Genomic DNA, 19330 nt, shown 5'->3' with positions numbered 1-19330 from the left:
AGCTGATAGCTGATAGCTGATAGCTGATAGCTGATAGCTGATAGCTCAAAAAAGCGGTTTTCCATCCTTCATTCCTATTTAAAAGCTTTGTATTTTGGATAAATTTCAAAATTATTTTTCATGAAGAGTTCTAATTCCGGATATACTGTTCGATGTATTATTTGTGATACAGTAAATGACGAGCGCATCACCAGCACCTACTGTACTAACTGTGGCGGCGTACTAACCGTTGACTACAAAGAAGCCCGGGAAGAAATTCAATATCCTTTAAAGAATATTATTCCTGATCCGTTAAAAACAGATTTCACTTCTTTAAAGAAGCTGGAAAGACTTTCTGAATTATACGAAGCTGATCTTTATGCTAAACTTGAATTAGAAAACCCAACGGGCTGCTTTAAAGATCGCGGAAGTTACATTGAAGTACTTAAGGCTTTAGAATTAGGTGCTGATGCCATTTGTTTAGCGTCTACCGGAAATATGGCAGCATCTGTAGCGGCGTATGCCTGTTATTTTAAAATTCCTTGCTTTGTTTTTGTACCTGAACAAACACCGGATGCTAAACTGGCTCAATCCACTATTTATGATGCCACTATCATCAGAATAAAAGGTGATTTCAGAACTTGTGAACTGCTTTGCAGGGAATTTGCCAAATCAGGGAATTATTATTTAGCAGGCGATTATGTGTTCAGGCAGGAAGGGCAAAAATCCTTTTCCTATGAACTGATCGAGCAAGGTGTAATGGATTATGATTATATCTTTGTGCCGATTGGAGCAGGAACTAACTTTGCTGCTATTTATAAAGGATTGGTGGAATTAAAAGCAGCCGGAAGAATAGATAAAATTCCAAGTTTTGTGGCCGTTCAGCCTGAGCAAAGTTCTCCTGTAGTTGAGGGTATTTTCAAGAAAGAAAAAATTATTAAGGATCAAGTAAATACAATGGCTGATGCCGTAGCTGTTGCTGATCCATTCGATTTCTATAAAGTTCTGGAAGGTATCAACGAAACCAACGGACATGCTTTCACGGCTACCGAAAATGAATTACTATCTTCCATGAAAGAAATGACTGTGGAGGAAGGAATTTTCACAGAACCGGCATGTGCAATTCCTTTGGCTTGCTTCAAAAATAATCTGGATATCTTTAAAGGCAAGAAATGCCTGTTTGTTCTTACAGGAACAGGATTAAAAGCCGCTCATATTGTTGCTAAGTATTCCCTTTCTTCTCCTATCCTTTCTCCAAAACTGGAACGTATTCAGCAGTATATAGAATCCGGATTCCCGGATATGCAGAAGAACAGTTGGGGACAATCCAGAGATCTTTTCTCAGGGAATGTCACTTTGGATGAAAATCATGAGAAGCTCTATACAGAATACGTTAACGGGATCAATAAAAAAGGAAAGACCCTTAGAGAAGCTGAGATCAACGCTCTTAAATCTATGGTTTCTACGACAGATGCCGACCTTGAATTCCCGGTCGAGGTTGTTGATTACAAGATCACTATGCGAAAGCATGGATTAGTTGCGGCTGCTGTTAAAATGAAGATCGATGGCGGTGAAGAGGTTGTATCTCTTGAACAAGGTGTTGGCCCCATGGACGCTGTTCTTGCTGCGATGAAGGCTGAAACAGATTCATTTCTGGCACTGCAGATACTTAATCACGAAGTAGAAATTTTAAGCCCTGATACGGATTCGCTTGTTATTGTAACGTTAACCCTAGAAAAAGAAGGACATGAATTTACAGCAAAAGGAGCTTCACCCGATACTATAGAAGCGCTTATTCAGGCTTTCGTAAATGGATTGGCAATAGCAAATAAAGCGTTGGCGGTATAAATGTTGGTGTTAAAGTGTTAAGGTGTGATAGTGTAAAGCTTCAACCTTAACACTATCACACCTTAACACCTTTTTTAAATATACTCCATGCACTTTCACTCCTTCATATCGCTTAAGCAATACAATTGATAAAAATCTTAAAGTATATAATGACAACATTTTTTGTTTTAGCAGTTGTTCTGGTAATTGCTACTTTTTTCTATATGCGTCAGGACAAATTCGGACAAGCTCCTGCCGGACAACATCTCGAAGAAATATCAAGATCACAAAATTTCAGCGATGGTATGTTTCAGAATCTTCAACTTACTCCTGATCTTTCCGAGGGACATTCTTATTTCAGTATTTTATATGATCAGCTCTTTGTTAAGCATCCCGGAACCAAACCAAAGGATGTGATTACATCTGTAAAGACTGATCTGTTCTCTATACCGGAAAATGAAAATGTATTGGTTTGGTTTGGGCACTCTTCTTACTTCATTCAACTTGATGGGAAAAAGATTCTGGTTGACCCGGTTTTTAGCGGCAATGCCTCTCCCATTCCGGGAACTGTAAAATCTTTTCCGGGGACAGATATCTATACGATCGATGATATTCCTGAAATAGATTATTTACTCATCAGCCACGACCACTATGATCATTTGGATTACAAAACCATCACGGGTCTAAAAGATAAAATTAAGAATGTAGTTTGCGGACTTGGAGTTGGATCACATTTTAAAAAATGGGGATTTTCTGATCAACAGATCACTGAGCAGGATTGGTTTAGTGAGCTACAAGTAGATTCCGGTTTTTCTATTCATACCATGCCTACTCGTCATTTTTCGGGACGTGGATTTAAACGAAAAAACACATTATGGGCTTCTTATGTGTTAGAATCTGAATCCCAAACCATCTACATTGGCGGTGATAGTGGCTATGGAGATTTCTTTGCAGAAATAGGCGCTAAGTTTGAAACTATTGACCTGGCTATTCTGGATAACGGGCAATACAACGATGCCTGGAAAGAAATACATATGCACCCTGATCAGGTTTTACTAGCTGCTCACGATCTGAAAGCAAAACGCCTCTTCCCTGTTCACTCTTCAAAATATGTACTGGCAATGCATCCGTGGGATGAGCCTTTGAACAGAGTAAGCCGATTAAATCAGGAAAGTGAAAACCCTATTCCATTATTCACTCCTATTATTGGAGAGAAAGTAAATTTAGATGATTCAACCAGAGTTTTTGAGAAGTGGTGGGAAGGGGTTGATTAAAATGATATTCATACTTTGATATCAAACTGCTTTTATTCATTTTACTCCGTTTTTAGCGGTCATTAAGAAAAATGAATACATCAAAACTATTTAGGTGCTTAAAGATAGACTTGAATGATAAAAAAATACTCAATCCTTATCGGGGTAATGGTCGGAACTCTCCTACTGATATTATCAACAATTTATTATCCAGGAGGAAACTATGAAAATGTTAATTCAGAGGGTTATGATTGGGTAAATAATTATATAAGCAATTTGCTCAGACCCTTTGCAGTTAACGGTGAAGAAAATACAGCAAGACCTATTGCTGTTTTTGGAATTCTATTGCTTACTGCCAGTTTTGGGTTCTTTTTCGTGAATTTTGCACGGAAAATTAAAATCAGAAGTGCTTCACTCGTAATTAAATATTTAGGTCTTTTAGCTACAACATTTGGTTTTGTTACTGTTATTCCGTCAATGCACGACATCATGGTGACTTTGTCAAGCATATTAACTCTCCTGATATTTTTCTATATCACGGTAATAGTGATTAAATCAAAATTAACAATGATGAAAATTATGTCAATAGTTTTTCTGTTGACTTTCTATTTTGGAGCTTACATGTATTTTTCAAGATTTCAATTGGAATTCATGCCAGTAATGCAGAAAATAATATTCGTAATGAAGATAGCGTGGGTTCTGTCATTGGAATATTTGACCCGAAAAGAAGATTTTGAACATATTATTAAATGAAAAAAATAAACGAACTGCTAATGTATTCATGCCGGGCAAAAGCCCGACACTCCACATATACAGAACCGTTACCTCAACGCCTCCTCTAACTCTAACGAAGCATTGCTTCCTTCATCACGGTATTTCACTATAATCGGGCAGTCCATGCTGAGACCTTGTTTTTTGGCCCAGTCTGAATTTACCGGACGTGAACCCGGAATTACCACAGCTCCTTCAGGGATTTCCGAACCGCGTTCTCTGATCTCTTCTTTTACAGCATCGTAAACCGGAATAGATTTTGACAGAACAACACCGGGAGCAATTACTGCTTTTGAACGGACTAGGATTCCTTCAACAATCACTACTCCGGCTCCGACAAAACAATCATCTTCGATTATTACAGGATTCATTCCAACCGGTTCTAAAACTCCACCGATTTGAACTCCTGCCGACAAGTGCACATTCTTCCCGATCTGAGCACAAGAGCCCACCAGCGCATGACTGTCTACCATGGAGCCTTCATCTACATAAGCACCTACATTCACGTAAGCCGGTGGCATAATGATCACTCCCGGAGCAACGTAAGCTCCACGACGAACTGAGGAACCGCCCGGAACAAGTCGCACGCCATCTTCAGGTTCAAAGTATCTCGGAGGAAGATTATGCTTATCCACAAAACCTTCATAGATCCCTTCGTAGGAAGTGTTTTCACCATTCTTGAAGGATTCTAAGATCGCTTTTTTAACTTCCACATTGGCTTTCCAGCCGTTTTCAGTTTTATCAGCTGATCGAAGTTCGCCTTCTTCTAATTTGTCTAAAATTTCTTCGTAGTTCATTTTTTTATCAAAGTTACAGAGTGAAAGAAGTAGCAAAGTAACAGAGTAACAAAGTAGGAGAAACCACTTTGTTACTCTGTTACTAAACGCGTAGCGTTGATGTCACTTCTTCACTTCTTTCTATACCAATTATTTATTTTTCTATCTGCTTCAAGCAGCGCTTCTTCACCTTCGTGAGTTAAATCTTTTAATGAAAGTGGTAATCGTACATTCGTATGTGTGATCCAGCCTTTATGCTGCAATAATACTTTAGTTGGCACCGGATTTGAAGCCGAGAATAAAGCATTAGCTGATTCTTCCCAGTCTTTAAAAAGCTCATCAAAATTTCCGGCTAACATTAAGTCTACCATTTTCCTGGTTTGAGCTGGCCAGACATTTGAAGCCACCGAAACAAGCCCAATTCCTCCTTCTTTCACAAATGCCTCAGTTAAAACATCATCTCCGGAATAGAAATTAAGTTTCGGGCTTTGCTTTCTGAATTCTTTGAACTCTTCCACACTTCCACTCGCTTCCTTTACCCCAACCACATGCGAGAATCTTTCAGAAAGTCTGGCGGGAACTTCGGGATGTAACTTAACTCCTGTTCTGGAAGGCACATTATACAAAATACACGGAGTTTCAGTAGTTGATAGTAATTCCGAAAACCATTCAAACTGACCTTCTTTCCCCGGTTTTGAATATAGCGGAGTCACTAATAGCAGCGAATCAACACCAACTTCATCACAATAAGCAATAAATCCTTTTTGAGCTTGAATACTATGTCCACCAATTCCAACCATCAATGGAACATCCAGATTCATTTCCTTAGCGAACTTAACGATCGCTCTCTTTTCCTGCGCATTTAGATTCAGACCTTCACCCGTACTTCCAAGAACTAACGTACCAACCTTAGCTTCCTGCTGTTTTAGCAATAGGTACTCAAAGCTTTCAAAATCCACACTTCCATCTTCATTGAAGGGTGTTATCATTGCTGTAAAAACGGGGAATTCTAATCTATTCATTATTTTTTGTGATGAAATCAAACAGTTGTCCAAAGGTATAAATACCGTTTGTTAAATTCTGATTTTTGATCAATTGTTCCGCTGCCCAAATTGCGCCTTCTGCAAACAGAGCTCTGTCTAAAGCATCATGTTTAAGTGTTATTTTCTCATTAGCCGTCGATACTGTCAACTCATGAATACCGTTCACATCGCCTTCTCTTGCTGAAGTGATTTCAACTTCTTTATTTAACCATTCCTTCCAGGAAAGAGCCGTTCCGCTTGGAGCATCTTTTTTGTGGATATGATGCACTTCATGAATTTTGATCTCCGGTTCTTTTAATATTTCTGATCCGGCTGAAATAGCTTCAATTGCATTTCGGATAATATTCATCCCTAAACTGAAATTGGTAGCCAACACCCATTTGGTTTCCATTTTTTCGACTTTATTTTCCAGATCTTCCGGCCAGGAAAATCCGGTACTTCCCCAGGCAGCAGGAATGCCGGATTCTAAGACCACAGGAAGTATTTCTGCTACTGCATCTCCGGGAACAAAAATGATTACAGCATCACTTTCTTTTAGCTTTTCTATCGTAGGTGGGTTGGATTCATCGAAAGCATAAGCGAGTTTATCGCCCAGCACTTCAACTACCTTGCTTCCTGTTTTACCGGTTCCAATTACTGAGATCTTCATACGATTTTTGATTGTCGATTTTTGAATGTTGATTTGAAGTAAACTAATTCAACATTCAAAAATCAAAATTCATTATTCTTGAACTTCAATAAACTCTTTATGCAACAATTTCACAATAGCTTCTCCTTCCGGTTCATCAGCTAAAAAACAGATATTGTTTTCGCTGGCACCATGACAAACCATTCTGATATTGAAATCCTTTAGTTTATCAAATATAGCTCCGCTTATTCCTGCGGTTTTATTCAGATTATTCCCGATCAGGGCTACCAAAGAATATTCCTTTTCGATTTTAACTTCGCAAAACTTTTTCAATTCGTTAATTACATCCGAAGTCAACTCTACTTTGTTCGATGCATTAACGGCTGTATCAAGCGTTAGAGATACGCTTACCTCACTGGTACTTACCAGATCCACAGAAATTTTATAATTCGCTAATACCTGAAATAACTTTGCAAGAAATCCATACTGGTGAAGCATCGCCAAACTTTTAACTGTCAAAAGGGTCTGATTTTTTCTAAGTGATAATGCCCTTATAACCGGTTTTTCCAATGACTCATGAACGATCAATGTCCCCTCTTTTTCAGGCTCACTGGTCGAAGCCACCCTTACATCAACTTTACCTCTTATTGCGGGTTTTAAAGTGGCGGGATGAAGTACTTTTCCCCCAAATACCGAAAGCTCAGCGGCTTCATCAAAAGTGATCTCTTTGATAGGTCTGGCTTCTTTTACAACTCTTGGATCCGTAGAATAGATTCCGGCAACATCTGTCCAGATTTCCAACTTCTCTGCTTCAAGAGCTTCTGCAAACAATGCTGCTGAAAAATCGCTCCCTCCTCTGCCTAATGTGGTTGTGTTTCCAAATATATCCGAACCGATAAATCCCTGTGTTAAATACACTGAATCTGAATTTACCTTCTCACTGATATTTTTCTTCAGTTTTGGAAGATCAACAACAGCATTTCCGAAATTAGAATCTGTTTTCAGAAATTCACGGGCATCTAACCACTTTGCATCCACTCCATTCTCTTTGAGAACATGGATAAAGATCTTTGTAGACATCAATTCACCAAAGGAAACTAAACGATCTTTCCATCGCTTATCTCTCGCAACCTGCTCCAAATGTTGTCGAAGCTGAGTAAGCTCTTCTTTAAAGTCCCTTTCAGCTTCTTCCTTGTTTTCCAGCTGATTGGTTATTGAAAGATGCCTTTCTTTGATGCGAATCAAGATCTCTTCCTGAGATGTAGCATCCAATTCTGAAATCCCGAGAGCAACCAGATCATTGGTTGTACCCGAAGTTGCACTAATTACAATTAACTTTCTGTTTGTGTCGGATCCAACAATTTCAGCACTGTTTTTCATTGCCTGAAAAGTGCCTACACTGGTTCCACCAAATTTTGAAACGATCATATTCCTTTTAATGATTAAGCTTGAAAATAAGAAGCTCTGAGATTAGTAAATCAAAAAATCGTCTTTTTTTACCAGCTTTGATTTTTTAGTGATCTCTCTTTCAAATCGTCCCTAAAATGTGTTATTCTCTGAGTTAACTATTTAAGAAAAATCTTGTGCAACAAAACAGAATTACCTTTTTAATATTAGTACTAATCTTTGGGATCTCCTGTTCTTCTGAGTCAACTAAAGACGGAATTACCATTACTGAATTAGAAGAACGTCTGGAAGATATTTCAGCTATACAGGATGATTCTCAGCGAAAAGCGGAAGCAGATTCCCTTTGGAAACAACTTGCTCTTGAAGATCAGATTCCGTTCAAACAAGATTCTATTGCGATATTTCTTTTTAAAGGTGAAGCAGACCAAGTAAGCTGGAATGGTGATTTCAACTCTTGGAGTGGAGATAAGAGTTTTGAAAACGAAGGCAGCAGAATTGATGGAACCAATATCTGGATGTTGAAAGCTGTCTTTCCTCCTGATGCCCGCATTGACTACAAAGTTACCATTGATGAAAGCTGGATACTGGATCCGGTAAATCCTCATTATCAGTGGAGTGGTTTTGGACCGAATTCCGAACTCAGAATGCCGGAATGGAAACCTGAACCTTTACTAGAACGAATTCCAGAAGCTCCAAAAGGATCAGTAACCGAAAATATCTTGATCAAAAGTACTCATTTGGGTTATGATGTTCAGTATCAGGTCTACACACCCGTTGGTTATGAGAGTCTCGAAAACCTACCGGTAATTTATATTCTGGACGGACAAGAATATTCTGACGACAAGCTTGGTGGAACAGTAGTTATGCTGGATAACCTCATCCACTTGAAAAAAATTAAACCCGTTATAGCTGTATTCATTGATCCAAGAGACCCGACAGATCCGGAAAGCAATCGCAGAGGAGAGGAATTCGGCACCAATGAAGATTACAACGATTTCTTCACCAAAGAATTAATGCCAAAGATCGAATCTGATTATAAGATCTCTGCAAAGAAGAACGACACTGCACTTTTAGGTACTTCTTTGGGAGGATTAAACACTACTTACCTTGGATTTTTAAATCCTGATAAATTTGGGAAATTAGCGATACAAGCACCTGCTTATTGGTACAAAGAAAAAGAGATCTTCGGATTAGTCAGAGGAACTGAGAAAGCAGATTTTGATATTTTTATGAGTGTAGGCACCATTAATGATAATATCCCTGATACCAGAATGATGAAGCAAGAATTTGAGCGACTTGATCTTGATATGAATTATTTGGAAGTAAACGAAGGTCACTCCTGGGGAGCCTGGAGTGCTCAAATGGACGATATTCTCATTCAATTTTATAAGAAATAATAAAACAGAACTAATCTATTTATGGAAACACCACTGATTACCAATGATGCTGTAGTTTTTGGATTGCTGATGGCAATACTCGCTGTAATTTTCACTACTTCGCACAGCGACAAACCGGGTTGGCAAAAATTCTATAAGTTTGTTCCATCACTCCTGCTTTGCTATTTCGTGCCTTCTGTTTTTACCACACTTGGAGTAATTTCACCGGATGGATCTAACCTTTATTACGTTGCTTCCAGGTTTCTTTTACCTGCCAGTTTGATCTTGCTAACTCTGAGTATCGATTTAAAAGCAATTGCCAATTTGGGATGGAAAGCTGTGATGATGTTCTTTGCAGGAACGTTCGGAATTTTTATTGGAGGTCCCTTGGCGCTATTAATTGTTGGTGCAATCAATCCTGATATAGTAGGTGGTGCCGGTCCTGAAGAAGTATGGCGCGGACTTTCTACAGTAGCAGGAAGTTGGATTGGTGGTGGAGCTAACCAAACGGCTATGTACGAAGTTTTTCAACCCAGTGACACTCTATTCAGCGCAATGATTACTGTTGATATAATCGTTGCAAATATCTGGATGGCATTTTTGCTTTACGGTGCAGGTATAAGCGACCGGGTAGATAAATGGTTTAAAGCGGATTCTTCTGCTATTGATCAACTAAAAAAGAGTGTAGCTGACTACCAGGCTAGTATCGCAAAAGTAACCACACTTGTTGACTTGACTAAAATAGCAGCCATCGCATTTATAATTACTGCATTTGGCCATATTGTTGGTGATTTTATGAAGCCTTTTGTTGAAAATAATTATCCGGGACTGAAAGAACTCAGCTTAAACTCTCAGTTCTTCTGGATTATCGTTGTTGCCACTTTAGGTGGATTTGCAATGTCATTTACAAAAGCTAGAAAATTAGAAGGCGCCGGAGCTTCCAAGATCGGAAGTCTTTTTCTATACATTTTGGTAATGACGATCGGTATGAAAATGGACCTTGGCGCTTTTACAGAAGTTCCAGGATTCTTTGCCATCGGTTTTGTTTGGATCATTATTCATGTGATCGTTCTGCTTGGAGTTGGAAAGCTGATTAAAGCTCCTTTCTTCTTTACTGCAGTTGGAAGTCAGGCCAATGTTGGAGGTGCGGCTTCTGCTCCGATCGTAGCGTCGGCTTTCTCCCCTGCGCTTGCTCCGGTTGGTGTTCTTCTCGCAGTACTTGGATACGGAGTCGGTACATTTGTAGCTTACTGGTGTGCGATAGTGATGAAGTTTATTTCTTGATCTAAATAATAACTCGTTCCGTAGCTCAGCTGCGGAACTACGCTTGAAAGCTCTGCTTTCATTAAGGCAGAGCTTCAAAATCCGCATTCCAATCGAGACGTTCGGAATGAGAGCAAACTGCACTGTTTAAATTATAATCCTGAAGATTTCAGAAAAAGCTTCCAACTTCACCGACCTTTAGAATTATTGGCGAGAAAGAACGTAATGGAATCGACGGCTCCGAAGGAGCAATCATTACACTTCTGGCTGATTTGAGAATGTGTTCAGTTAGTATGAAGACCTTTTGTAATGATTAGTCGATGTAATGGAGTTCGCGCCAATAATTCTTGTCGGGAGTTTTTGGTACTTTTGTCGGCACAAAAGTACATAGAACAAAGAAACGGAATGCTGTTCACAAACTTAGCTTAGAATACGTGTACCTACTTTTGTCTTGATATCCCGTTCGAACGGGACAAAAGTTCAAGCCGAAGTATGTTTCTTCGAACTGTCACTACTAAACTGTCAACGAATTATCTAACATCTACAGGGATGATGAAATATTCTCACTCTCCTGCTTCCGTGATTTAGTGGCAAAAACTCTTCTCCAAAATCAACGATCCTTTTTCAAATATGGTTACAGGTAATTCGTATCTTTACAGAGACCAGAATTTAAATAATTAACCATTTTTTTGTTGTGAAGAGAGCCCTCAAGTTCCTCCTCGTTTTTATAGCAGCTACCGTTGTAATTGTACTCGCTGCCGGAATTCCTAATTACTCAGCTTTTAAAACACTTTTCTCCAATACCGATGGTATGAGAGAAGGTTATGAATATGTAGAAAAGACATTCTCGCTCCGAGGACTAACCGAATTCATTGGCGAGCATCCCGAGTATATGTCGGTAGTAAGTTTTAATGTTGACGAACCTGATTCTGGCATTTATTATGGTGCAGATATCCCACGTGCACAGGGAGCTATTTCGAATCTTTTTCTTCTTATAGAATATGAACGACAAGTTCTGGAAGGAAAAATTGATCCTGATGAGCCTGTGCAGATTTCAGATATCGAACGCTTCTTCCTTCCGCAGATCAGTGAAAACGCATATAATTCCAGTGTTGAGCTTCTTGAAGCCAAATCAGAAGATGGTGTTCTTACTTTGGATGAAGCAGTTGCAACAATGATAGCATCAAATGGATTAGCCATTGCAGATTATGTCTGGTTTAAATTAGGAAGAGAGAATATCTTTAATCTGATTGATGAGCTACAATTGGAAGTCACCGAAGCACCACTTCCCTTTTCCGGGCTATATCTGGCAATCCAGCCAACCATCTCAGATACCAATACAACAAAATCATACGACAAGATCATTGAACTGGCATCACGTTTTAATTCTGATGATACTTTTAATTCAGAAACCAAAGAACTTTTCAGAGAAGAGCGATTGAACCTGAGTTTCATTCAGGAAAAAGATGCTTTGGCACAATTCCCTCAAACCACAGCAATGGAAATGGCCAGTTTGATGGCTCAGCTTCAAAAAGATGATCTGATTTCTGTTGAAGTATCACAAGCAGTAAAAGAAAAAATGAAATGGGTATTTGGCGGAGAAGCCATACAACGCAGTTTCAGTAATTACGGAGCTATTTACGACAACCGAATGGGAATGCTGAGCGGAATTGATTTCGGTACTTCTATCTATGACGGACATACTTCAGCGCAGGCTGTATTTTTTGACCAATTGCCTGTTGCATTCTTTATCCATTTATCGGCAAACCACATGCAGGAAGACTATCAACAACGTCTTATTTGGGATCCCGCTTTGTATGAAACAACTGTAAATGAAATCGAAAAAAATAACTGATGTCAAAATACAGATTACTCACTTTTTATTGGCTGATTCCGATGTACCTGTTCTTTCTGGTGTCTCAACAAGCTATGGTGTATGTTGGGGCTAAAGACACCGTTGAAGAAGGAATTCACTACGAAGCTGACGTTCTGGATATGGAAGTAAAGCAGATCGCTGCTCAAAGTAATGGCTACATCGTGATCGCTTTTGAAACAACTTCAGGAACAAAGATCGAGCGTAAAATGACGCTTTCCATTCAAATGGCTCAGCAGCTTCTTCAAAGTTCTAAAGTAGAATTGAGTTACCGAAAAGGTGGTTACCCTGAAATCGTGCTTCTTCCAACCTATGAACTTCAAGTTAAAACATCGCTATTCAATGGAGCCGTAGCATTTCTGGGATTGATCGTGACTTTAATTGCAGGTGTTCGGGTTCAAAAATATATCAACAGAAAAAGCGCTGATGAAACCGGCGATGATTTTAACATAGAACGAGTTGATTCATGAAAGGAACACTATTTTTAATACCCACAACACTGGGCAAAACTTCCGAAAACAACGCTATTCCTGAATACACACTTTCAATTCTTCGTGGATTGGAATCTTTAGTGGTAGAAAATATTCAGACTTCTGTAAAATTTCTGCAATGGGTGGGTGATACCATTCCGGAATACAAGATCGATTTCTATCAGCTGAATAAGAATACTCCTGATACGGAGATATTTTCTTTTATGAAGCCGCTGAAAGCCGGCAAGGATGTTGGATTGTTATCCGAAGCTGGAGCTCCTGCAGTGGCTGATCCGGGTTCAAAGCTGGTGAAAATGGCACATCAGAATGGAATTAAAGTAGTTCCTTTGGTTGGACCTTCTTCTATTTTACTTGCATTGATGGCTACCGGATTTAACGGACAAGCTTTTTCTTTTCATGGTTATCTTCCTATCGATGCCAACAAGCGAAAGCAGATGCTGATCCAGTTGGAAGGGGAATCACGCAGACATGATCGTACTCAATTGTTTATGGAAGCTCCGCATAGAAATAATGAATTGTTCAAAGCAGTTCTGGAAACCTGTACTCCGCAAACCTGGTTAAGTATTGCCACTGATATTACTCTGGAAACTGAAGAAATTGATACAAAAACGGTTTCAGAGTGGAAATCAGCAAAAAAACCTGATCTCCATAAAAGACCTACCATTTTTTCTATTTACGCGAAGTGATTTAGGGAAACCTCAGAGGGCACAGAGAATTTATCTTTCTCCCAAGCTCCTGCTTGGGATGACGACGGGGAGCTCCTGCTCCCTATGGAGACGAACCCCGAAGATGAATTTCATTCAACTAGTTTCGTAGCTCCGCTGCGGAACTAAGCTTGAAAGCTCTGCTTTCATTGAGGCAGAGCCTCAAATTCACATTCCGAACGAGACGTTCGGAACGAGAGCAACCACGCATTAAAGTTTAAAAATAAATGTATTTGGAGCAAGAGCTCCATACTAATTTCCCAAGCAGGAGCTTGGGAAAGAGATAGAATTATTGCTCAGAATCGAATTTTGTCATCAAAAAAGAACGAGTTTTTATAAAAACTAAGCTTGAAACAACTAGAAATATTATAGCATTTATAATTAGTACTGGTAATTCATTACCACGAAAAGCTAAAAAAAGGAAGAAATTAATTCCTAAAATTATTAATGAATGAACTATGATAGCTCCCGGTATAATTGATAAAATCAAAGAAACGAAAGTTATTCCGGCAATTTTATACTTATTCATAGAGTTTGACTTAAATCAATTATGTCAACGAATTGTCTAGCTCCTAGAGAAACGACATATTCATTCATTAAACAAGAATCCAGATAGTAAATTTATTATAAATAAACCTGTTATCAGCTGTTTAGTATACTTTTTTGTGAATGAAACCCAAAAACCATAAATGCATATTGTAATAATTCCAATAAATATCGGAACGTAAATATACATTAGCCCTCCAAGTCCGCTTCCATCTGGAATTCTTAGTGAAGAAATAACAACTCCACTAAATATAGAAACGATGATTATGGAAATATTTCTAACGTGTTTTCCTATAACTGATACAGATTAACTTTCTATTGGCTTAAAAGGAACACTACTCGGCAGTAACTGTCTTCTGTTTAGTTCGGTAAGAATCAGTTCTGTGATCTCTCCTTTCAACAGGAATTCGTAGCGGATATCTAAAACGTATGCTTTCACTTTCAGATGAATGATGTAATTTTTATCGATAACCTGATTTTCTGTGATCACAACCACCGGTTTATTCAAGTACACATATCTGGACGTAATCGCTGCTTTATAGGCCACCTCTTTTACGGTATCAATATTTGTATCAGCCGGTAAATAGATCGAAGCTACAACCTGACAATCGAGCGCTCCTGTATTCGAGTTGGAAACTGAGTTATTAACGATATCCGCATTTGGAATGGTTACCAGAGAATCATCAGGAGTTACAATTCTGGTAGATCGTAAACCTATTCCGGTTACTTCCCCATAATATCCATCAATTTCGATCTTATCGCCAACCTGAAACGGACTGTCTAATATGATGATAAATCCACCGAAAATATTCTTCAGAATATCCTGTGCTGCAAAACCTACGGCTATACCGATGGAAGCTCCAACTGTCAGAATGGTTTCAACAGGAGGGTTTATAATTCCTCCAATAACTATAAACAAAGCCACTGACCACAGGATCACATTTAAAAAAGGGATCAATCTCTTTATAAGTAATCGATATGAAGCCTGATTCTCTGCAAGTTTACCAAGCAGAAAAGTGATAAATCTGTTCAACAAGAAAGCGAATATCAGTACAATGAACGAAGAAATGATCTTTCCCGTAGAAAAGAGCTCTTCAAAAGGAACGATCTTTGGCTTAAGATTTATGACATTAGACGAGTCAGTTACAGCTGAATCAGCCTGAGCGGTACTGAGCGAATCCTGAGCACTCAGAGCAAAAGAACTCAAGCTGAAAACCAGAAACATGAAATATGTAAGTATTCTTTTCATATCAGTGAATAATATTTCTTCGTTTCAGTAATCGTAATACTTGACGATACACCAATTGATTGAGATAGTATCCACTTTCCTCTTCGATCAAAACTCCGCGTGATTTTAATCTTGTAAGCAGTACTCTGCTCTGAGCCAGTGTTAAATTCAGAACTCTGCAAAGCTCAGCTACTTTTAAAGTATCATGCAATACAATAGCTGCAAGGGTAAATAATGTTTCCGGCTTTAAAATCTCCAGTGTCTCAATATTAACAGGTTGAAACGGAGAAATAGTTATGGTTCTTCGTTCCACTTTTTTGATAGAACGAAGCCAAAGAATGGTAGCAACAGAGGTATTTCCTTCCGTTATGTCTGCCAATCTCTCAAAATAAATTTCCTTTAAATACTCCTGAACAGCTTTAGGGTCGTTCAACCTCTTTTTATAATTTCGAGATTTTCTGGTTGATTCGTCGGCCTCAAAATTCAATCTATACACACTCTTTTGGTGTCGGTTCATTATCACCGATTGAATGTGACCATCACTTAACGCATCAGTAAAAAAGACATGCGTGAAATGAGTTTCTACCCCTTCAACTTTGTTCAAAAATTCCCATGCATATCTGGAACACGTAGTTATCCAGAATACTTTTCCCTTGGTTTCAGAAATGATCAACCATAAAGCATCAAGTGCATCAAAACCGTTTATGTTTCTAAGATATAGTTTCTGTAAACCTTCCAAATTCACGACTATTCTTTCTTCGAGTGCATTTAAAGCATTAACTATATGTTCCGGCCGGTTTACATCTTTAATATCAAAAGCACTACCGAATAAGCTTAATATCTGTTCGATCTTCCAGGTTGATTGCTTAATTTCGATATTGATGATCTTTTGTTCTTTAAAGATCTCATTCGTTAACAAATTGGAAAGAGTTGACTTCCCACTGCCCTTTTCACCAACTAACGCTACGCTGCTTGGAAACCCTTCTTTCCATGCATCAAAAGCCTTTCCTACCGCTCTTATATTGTCTGATGCATTAACATAAAGTTCCAGATCTATTTGTTTACTCAGGTCGAATAGTTCTCTGTAAGACTTAGGAAGTTCCTGGATCTTTTGATCTGTTTCGGTTAAAAAAGTGCTTAACCCAACACTCTTTTGAACTGACTTATCATCAATGATCTTAAATCCAAAAATTCTTTGGATTGGGATAATGATCTGGCGTAGTTTTCTACTTGCAAATCTTAGAAAAATTGCTGTAGCATCAACTGTCTTAGCCCAATAAGCAATTGAAAGATTCTTAACCCTTCCTGCCCAACGTTTAAGCCTTAGTATATATAGTTTGGATCGTTTATTGATCTCTGTAGAATTAAATTATTATTCGATAATGTACCATTTTTGGAAAACCTTCCATAGATATACAAAAAATTTATTTTTCTGCTCACCGTTAGGTATTAAAAATGAGGCTTTTTATGCATCCCAGAATGTATTAAATTGAGTAAATCATCTACAAAATTATGTTTAACAAAATTACCCTGAAAAGAATGTTTAAAATTCATTCTAGGCGTACCTTCTTTTTTGTTTTTCTTTGCTTTCTTTTAGCATTAAGTGACTCAATATCAGCTCAGAACAGTCTTTCGAGGATATCAACAGTTGACCGAAGCGATGGTAAAGGAGCTGTAATCAGATATCACTTTTCAGAAGCTGTAGACTCTTTCGAAGTCATTCAACCGGCTCCTGATCTTGTCCAAATGGTCTTATACGGTGATATTGATACCACTGGAATTCAACTACCGGGTTATGGGGATAAAGTAAATCAGGTTATCCTCTACAAACAGGATTATGGATTTGGAGTAGATATCTATTTAGGACAAGGTTACGCTTATATGGCCGATGCTTATCCGGATCAGAATGGAACACATCTGTTAGTGGGCCTTACCGAAACCAATTATGAAGAACTAGATGCCTATTCTCAGCAATTTCTGGCCAAAACCTGGTACGAAAATTTTGAATTCACTGAAGCCCCTACTCCGACAACAATCATTGATACCGGTTCAGTTACAGATAGCTATAATCCCGTTCGGGATAAATTAAAGTTTGATAAGATTGTGATCGATGCCGGACATGGTGGACATGATCCCGGGAATTTAGGCTACAAAAGAAGTGCTAAAGAAAAAGATGTTGTTTTATCAATAGCAAAAAAATTGGGTGGCTATATAGAAGAGAATCTCCCCGGTGTTGAAGTAATTTATACAAGAGAGGCAGACGAATTTGTTGATCTATGGGAAAGAGGAAGTATTGCCAACAGAGCTGAAGCGGATCTGTTTGTTTCTATTCATGCAGATGCATGGACACAACCTTCTGTAAGAGGTGCTTCTGTTTTCTTTTTAGGGCTTGATAGAAGTGATCGTTCTTTTGAAGTAATGAAAGAAGAAAATCAGATCTATGCTGATCATGAAGTAGTTCAGGATTTATCTGAAGAAGACCTGATTGTTTATGAATTGGCACATAGCGGAAACATCGCAAACAGTGAACGAATTGCTTACATGGTGGAAGATCAACTTAAAAACAGAGCACAGAGAAAATCCCGCGGTGTTCGCCAGAAGGGTCTAGTTGTACTTTATCAATCAACCATGCCGGCTATTTTGGTCGAAACAGGATTTCTGACAAACCCGGCTGAAAAAAGATACCTAACAAGCGATTGGGGGCAAAGTTTAATTGCATCAGCTATATACAGAGCTATTAAACAATACAAACAAGAACAAGACGAAAGTTATTCTTTAAAAGCGACTTCAGCAAATGACTAAACCTTTGATCATCGGAGTTGCCGGAGGTAGTGGCTCAGGAAAAACTACGGTTGTAAGTACCATCTCCAAAACTCTTGGTGCAAACAAACACCTGCTTTTACAGCACGATTCCTATTACCGTGATCTTAAACACCTTCCTTTTGAGGAACGTATTAAACATAACTTTGATCACCCGGCCTCGCTGGAAACAGAGCTTCTGATTCGTCACATTAATGCTCTTTCTGAAGGTTATCCGATTGAAGTACCTCAATACGATTTTGCCAACCACATTCGAAAAGAACAAACCACAGCTGTTACTCCTAAAGAAGTTATTCTGGTTGATGGAATCCTGATCTTCAGCGAACCTGAGCTTCTGGAATTGATGGATGTGAAGATCTTTGTTGATACAGATGATGATATTAGATTACTTCGCAGACTTAAAAGAGATATCAGCGAACGCGGCCGCTCTGTAGAAAATGTAATGGAGCAATACCAAAAATTTGTACGTCCAATGCATTTGGAATTTGTTCAGCCGAGCAAACGATATGCTGATGTGATCATCCCCAGAGGGGGCAAAAATAAAGTCGCACTGGATATGGTACTGGCGTTGATCAACGAAAAGCTTTCTAACCGCGAATAAAAGCTTCCATTCCTTTAAAGATCAGAAACTCGTCTCTTTTAGAATTCATCGAGATCAAACCTGAAATAGTATTGGCATCTCCTCCGGTTAAATAAAGATCAAAATGACCAAACGATTCCTGATATCGTTTTAATGAAGCATTGATCCCATCCACAAAAAAAGCAACCTGCCCCCATTGCAATGACTCTACAGTACTTTTTCCCGGAAACGTTGAAGGGATCTCAGTTTCAACTGTAGGAAGTTCAGGAGCTGAAGTTTTGAAAATATTCAGAATACTTTGTAAACCCGGCATGATAACGCCTCCCTGGTAAACTCCTTTTTCGCTCATAATATCTATTGTACATGCACTACCTGCATCTACTACCACAACAGATTCCTGTTCTTGTTTATGTGCACCTAAACACCCCAGAAAACGATCTATTCCCAACGATTTTGGGGTTTGGTAATTCAAATTATGTTCAGGGATATCACTGATTTCGATACTTTTTATTTCGAAGTCCGTTACCTGATTCCTCAGTAATTCAAAGTGATCTTTTCGAACACTTGCCACTACGAGATTCTGAATCGAGTCTTTATGTTGGTTCAGCCATGAAATCAAATATGTTACTGATTTAAAATTATCAGTAGACTTTTCCCAAACATTATTATTCCTGAACGCCACCTTTATGGAAGAATTACCAATATCGAGAAAAAGCGTTTTTTTTGAATTTTCTGAATCGTTTTTGCTCATGAATTTGTATTACA

At 38.6% G+C, this 19330-nt stretch carries 18 protein-coding genes; 10 read left to right on the top strand and 8 right to left on the bottom strand.

Annotated features, from left to right (window positions below; translation table 11 throughout):
* The first annotated feature begins 120 nt into the window (after nt 1-120).
* The 3 genes from A8B79_RS01025 to A8B79_RS01015 all read left to right on the top strand — a co-directional run bounded on the left by A8B79_RS01025 (nt 121) and on the right by A8B79_RS01015 (nt 3812).
* A complete protein-coding gene (locus A8B79_RS01025) occupies nt 121-1827 on the top strand; it encodes a pyridoxal-phosphate dependent enzyme (RefSeq protein WP_066216854.1) in 1707 nt (568 codons plus the stop codon).
* Between the two features lie 149 nt (nt 1828-1976).
* The gene (locus A8B79_RS01020; protein ID WP_066216851.1) at nt 1977-3080 is read left to right on the top strand and encodes an MBL fold metallo-hydrolase; all 1104 of its coding nucleotides are present in this window, start codon (nt 1977-1979) and stop codon (nt 3078-3080) included.
* A 114-nt stretch (nt 3081-3194) separates the two neighbouring features.
* The gene (locus A8B79_RS01015) at nt 3195-3812 is read left to right on the top strand and encodes a hypothetical protein (protein ID WP_066216848.1); all 618 of its coding nucleotides are present in this window, start codon (nt 3195-3197) and stop codon (nt 3810-3812) included.
* 68 nt (nt 3813-3880) lie between these two features.
* Here A8B79_RS01015 and A8B79_RS01010 read toward each other — a convergent pair whose 3' ends face one another.
* The 4 genes from A8B79_RS01010 to lysC all read right to left on the bottom strand — a co-directional run bounded on the left by A8B79_RS01010 (nt 3881) and on the right by lysC (nt 7705).
* Nucleotides 3881-4627, bottom strand: coding sequence for a 2,3,4,5-tetrahydropyridine-2,6-dicarboxylate N-succinyltransferase (locus tag A8B79_RS01010; RefSeq protein WP_066216845.1), 747 nt, complete (start codon nt 4625-4627; stop codon nt 3881-3883).
* Between the two features lie 110 nt (nt 4628-4737).
* The gene (gene dapA / locus A8B79_RS01005; protein ID WP_082894019.1) at nt 4738-5628 is read right to left on the bottom strand and encodes a 4-hydroxy-tetrahydrodipicolinate synthase; all 891 of its coding nucleotides are present in this window, start codon (nt 5626-5628) and stop codon (nt 4738-4740) included.
* On the bottom strand, nt 5621-6298 hold the full coding sequence (locus A8B79_RS01000; RefSeq protein ID WP_066216843.1) for a dihydrodipicolinate reductase C-terminal domain-containing protein: 678 nt from the start codon (nt 6296-6298) through the stop codon (nt 5621-5623). Before A8B79_RS01000 ends, dapA begins: the two co-directional genes overlap by 8 nt.
* A gap of 72 nt (nt 6299-6370) precedes the next feature.
* Entirely contained in the window at nt 6371-7705 is a 1335-nt protein-coding gene (lysC, locus tag A8B79_RS00995) for a lysine-sensitive aspartokinase 3 (protein WP_066216841.1), read from the bottom strand.
* Between the two features lie 155 nt (nt 7706-7860).
* Between lysC and A8B79_RS00990 the strand changes: the two genes are divergently transcribed.
* From A8B79_RS00990 to A8B79_RS00970, 5 genes are all read left to right on the top strand, one after another.
* Nucleotides 7861-9081: an alpha/beta hydrolase-fold protein gene (locus A8B79_RS00990; RefSeq protein ID WP_066216838.1), complete on the top strand. Its 1221-nt coding sequence runs from the start codon at nt 7861-7863 to the stop codon at nt 9079-9081.
* A gap of 21 nt (nt 9082-9102) precedes the next feature.
* Nucleotides 9103-10344, top strand: coding sequence for a DUF819 family protein (locus tag A8B79_RS00985; protein WP_066216835.1), 1242 nt, complete (start codon nt 9103-9105; stop codon nt 10342-10344).
* Between the two features lie 673 nt (nt 10345-11017).
* Nucleotides 11018-12178, top strand: a complete 1161-nt coding sequence (locus A8B79_RS00980) for a serine hydrolase (protein WP_066216830.1) — start codon at nt 11018-11020, stop codon at nt 12176-12178.
* The gene (locus A8B79_RS00975) at nt 12178-12666 is read left to right on the top strand and encodes a hypothetical protein (RefSeq protein ID WP_066216827.1); all 489 of its coding nucleotides are present in this window, start codon (nt 12178-12180) and stop codon (nt 12664-12666) included. Before A8B79_RS00980 ends, A8B79_RS00975 begins: the two co-directional genes overlap by 1 nt.
* The gene (locus tag A8B79_RS00970; protein WP_066216824.1) at nt 12663-13373 is read left to right on the top strand and encodes an SAM-dependent methyltransferase; all 711 of its coding nucleotides are present in this window, start codon (nt 12663-12665) and stop codon (nt 13371-13373) included. The genes A8B79_RS00975 and A8B79_RS00970 overlap by 4 nt, the downstream gene beginning before the upstream one ends.
* 307 nt (nt 13374-13680) lie before the next feature.
* On the opposite strand, the gene A8B79_RS00965 is transcribed toward A8B79_RS00970, so the two are convergent.
* The 3 genes from A8B79_RS00965 to A8B79_RS00955 all read right to left on the bottom strand — a co-directional run bounded on the left by A8B79_RS00965 (nt 13681) and on the right by A8B79_RS00955 (nt 16084).
* Nucleotides 13681-13920 carry a hypothetical protein gene (locus A8B79_RS00965; protein ID WP_066216821.1) on the bottom strand — a complete coding sequence of 80 codons (240 nt, stop codon included), beginning with the start codon at nt 13918-13920 and terminating at the stop codon, nt 13681-13683.
* A 324-nt stretch (nt 13921-14244) separates the two neighbouring features.
* On the bottom strand, nt 14245-15186 hold the full coding sequence (locus A8B79_RS00960; RefSeq protein ID WP_235603513.1) for a mechanosensitive ion channel family protein: 942 nt from the start codon (nt 15184-15186) through the stop codon (nt 14245-14247).
* A gap of 1 nt (nt 15187) precedes the next feature.
* Nucleotides 15188-16084, bottom strand: a complete 897-nt coding sequence (locus A8B79_RS00955; RefSeq protein WP_066216819.1) for a hypothetical protein — start codon at nt 16082-16084, stop codon at nt 15188-15190.
* Nucleotides 16085-16704: 620 nt separating this feature from the next.
* On the opposite strand from A8B79_RS00955, the gene A8B79_RS00950 reads away from it, so the two are divergent.
* Nucleotides 16705-17967: an N-acetylmuramoyl-L-alanine amidase family protein gene (locus A8B79_RS00950; protein ID WP_153038309.1), complete on the top strand. Its 1263-nt coding sequence runs from the start codon at nt 16705-16707 to the stop codon at nt 17965-17967.
* Complete coding sequence (udk, locus tag A8B79_RS00945) at nt 17960-18586, top strand: uridine kinase (RefSeq protein ID WP_066216814.1); 627 nt, start codon at nt 17960-17962, stop codon at nt 18584-18586. The genes A8B79_RS00950 and udk overlap by 8 nt, the downstream gene beginning before the upstream one ends.
* Here the strand turns inward: udk and A8B79_RS00940 are convergent.
* Nucleotides 18573-19316, bottom strand: a complete 744-nt coding sequence (locus A8B79_RS00940) for a type III pantothenate kinase (protein WP_066216811.1) — start codon at nt 19314-19316, stop codon at nt 18573-18575. The two genes, udk and A8B79_RS00940, sit on opposite strands and share 14 nt — an antisense overlap.
* Nucleotides 19317-19330: the final 14 nt, after the last annotated feature.

Source organism: Balneola sp. EhC07 (genome assembly GCF_001650905.1).
Classification (GTDB): domain Bacteria; phylum Bacteroidota; class Rhodothermia; order Balneolales; family Balneolaceae; genus Balneola.
Note: the sequence above shows the minus strand (reverse complement) of the source record. Positions and strands in the feature narration are given on the sequence as shown.

What these genes read in the sequence shown, in the direction of transcription:
- A8B79_RS00960 (WP_235603513.1), bottom strand. Translation starts at nt 15,186, where the DNA reads ATGAAAAGAATACTTACATATTTCATGTTTCTGGTTTTCAGCTTGAGT.
- A8B79_RS00950 (WP_153038309.1), top strand. Translation starts at nt 16,705, where the DNA reads ATGTTTAAAATTCATTCTAGGCGTACCTTCTTTTTTGTTTTTCTTTGC.
- A8B79_RS00985 (WP_066216835.1), top strand. Translation starts at nt 9,103, where the DNA reads ATGGAAACACCACTGATTACCAATGATGCTGTAGTTTTTGGATTGCTG.
- udk (WP_066216814.1), top strand. Translation starts at nt 17,960, where the DNA reads ATGACTAAACCTTTGATCATCGGAGTTGCCGGAGGTAGTGGCTCAGGA.
- A8B79_RS01010 (WP_066216845.1), bottom strand. Translation starts at nt 4,627, where the DNA reads ATGAACTACGAAGAAATTTTAGACAAATTAGAAGAAGGCGAACTTCGA.
- lysC (WP_066216841.1), bottom strand. Translation starts at nt 7,705, where the DNA reads ATGATCGTTTCAAAATTTGGTGGAACCAGTGTAGGCACTTTTCAGGCA.
- A8B79_RS01015 (WP_066216848.1), top strand. Translation starts at nt 3,195, where the DNA reads ATGATAAAAAAATACTCAATCCTTATCGGGGTAATGGTCGGAACTCTC.
- A8B79_RS00970 (WP_066216824.1), top strand. Translation starts at nt 12,663, where the DNA reads ATGAAAGGAACACTATTTTTAATACCCACAACACTGGGCAAAACTTCC.
- A8B79_RS01025 (WP_066216854.1), top strand. Translation starts at nt 121, where the DNA reads ATGAAGAGTTCTAATTCCGGATATACTGTTCGATGTATTATTTGTGAT.
- A8B79_RS00975 (WP_066216827.1), top strand. Translation starts at nt 12,178, where the DNA reads ATGTCAAAATACAGATTACTCACTTTTTATTGGCTGATTCCGATGTAC.
- A8B79_RS00940 (WP_066216811.1), bottom strand. Translation starts at nt 19,316, where the DNA reads ATGAGCAAAAACGATTCAGAAAATTCAAAAAAAACGCTTTTTCTCGAT.
- A8B79_RS01000 (WP_066216843.1), bottom strand. Translation starts at nt 6,298, where the DNA reads ATGAAGATCTCAGTAATTGGAACCGGTAAAACAGGAAGCAAGGTAGTT.
- A8B79_RS00965 (WP_066216821.1), bottom strand. Translation starts at nt 13,920, where the DNA reads ATGAATAAGTATAAAATTGCCGGAATAACTTTCGTTTCTTTGATTTTA.
- A8B79_RS01020 (WP_066216851.1), top strand. Translation starts at nt 1,977, where the DNA reads ATGACAACATTTTTTGTTTTAGCAGTTGTTCTGGTAATTGCTACTTTT.
- dapA (WP_082894019.1), bottom strand. Translation starts at nt 5,628, where the DNA reads ATGAATAGATTAGAATTCCCCGTTTTTACAGCAATGATAACACCCTTC.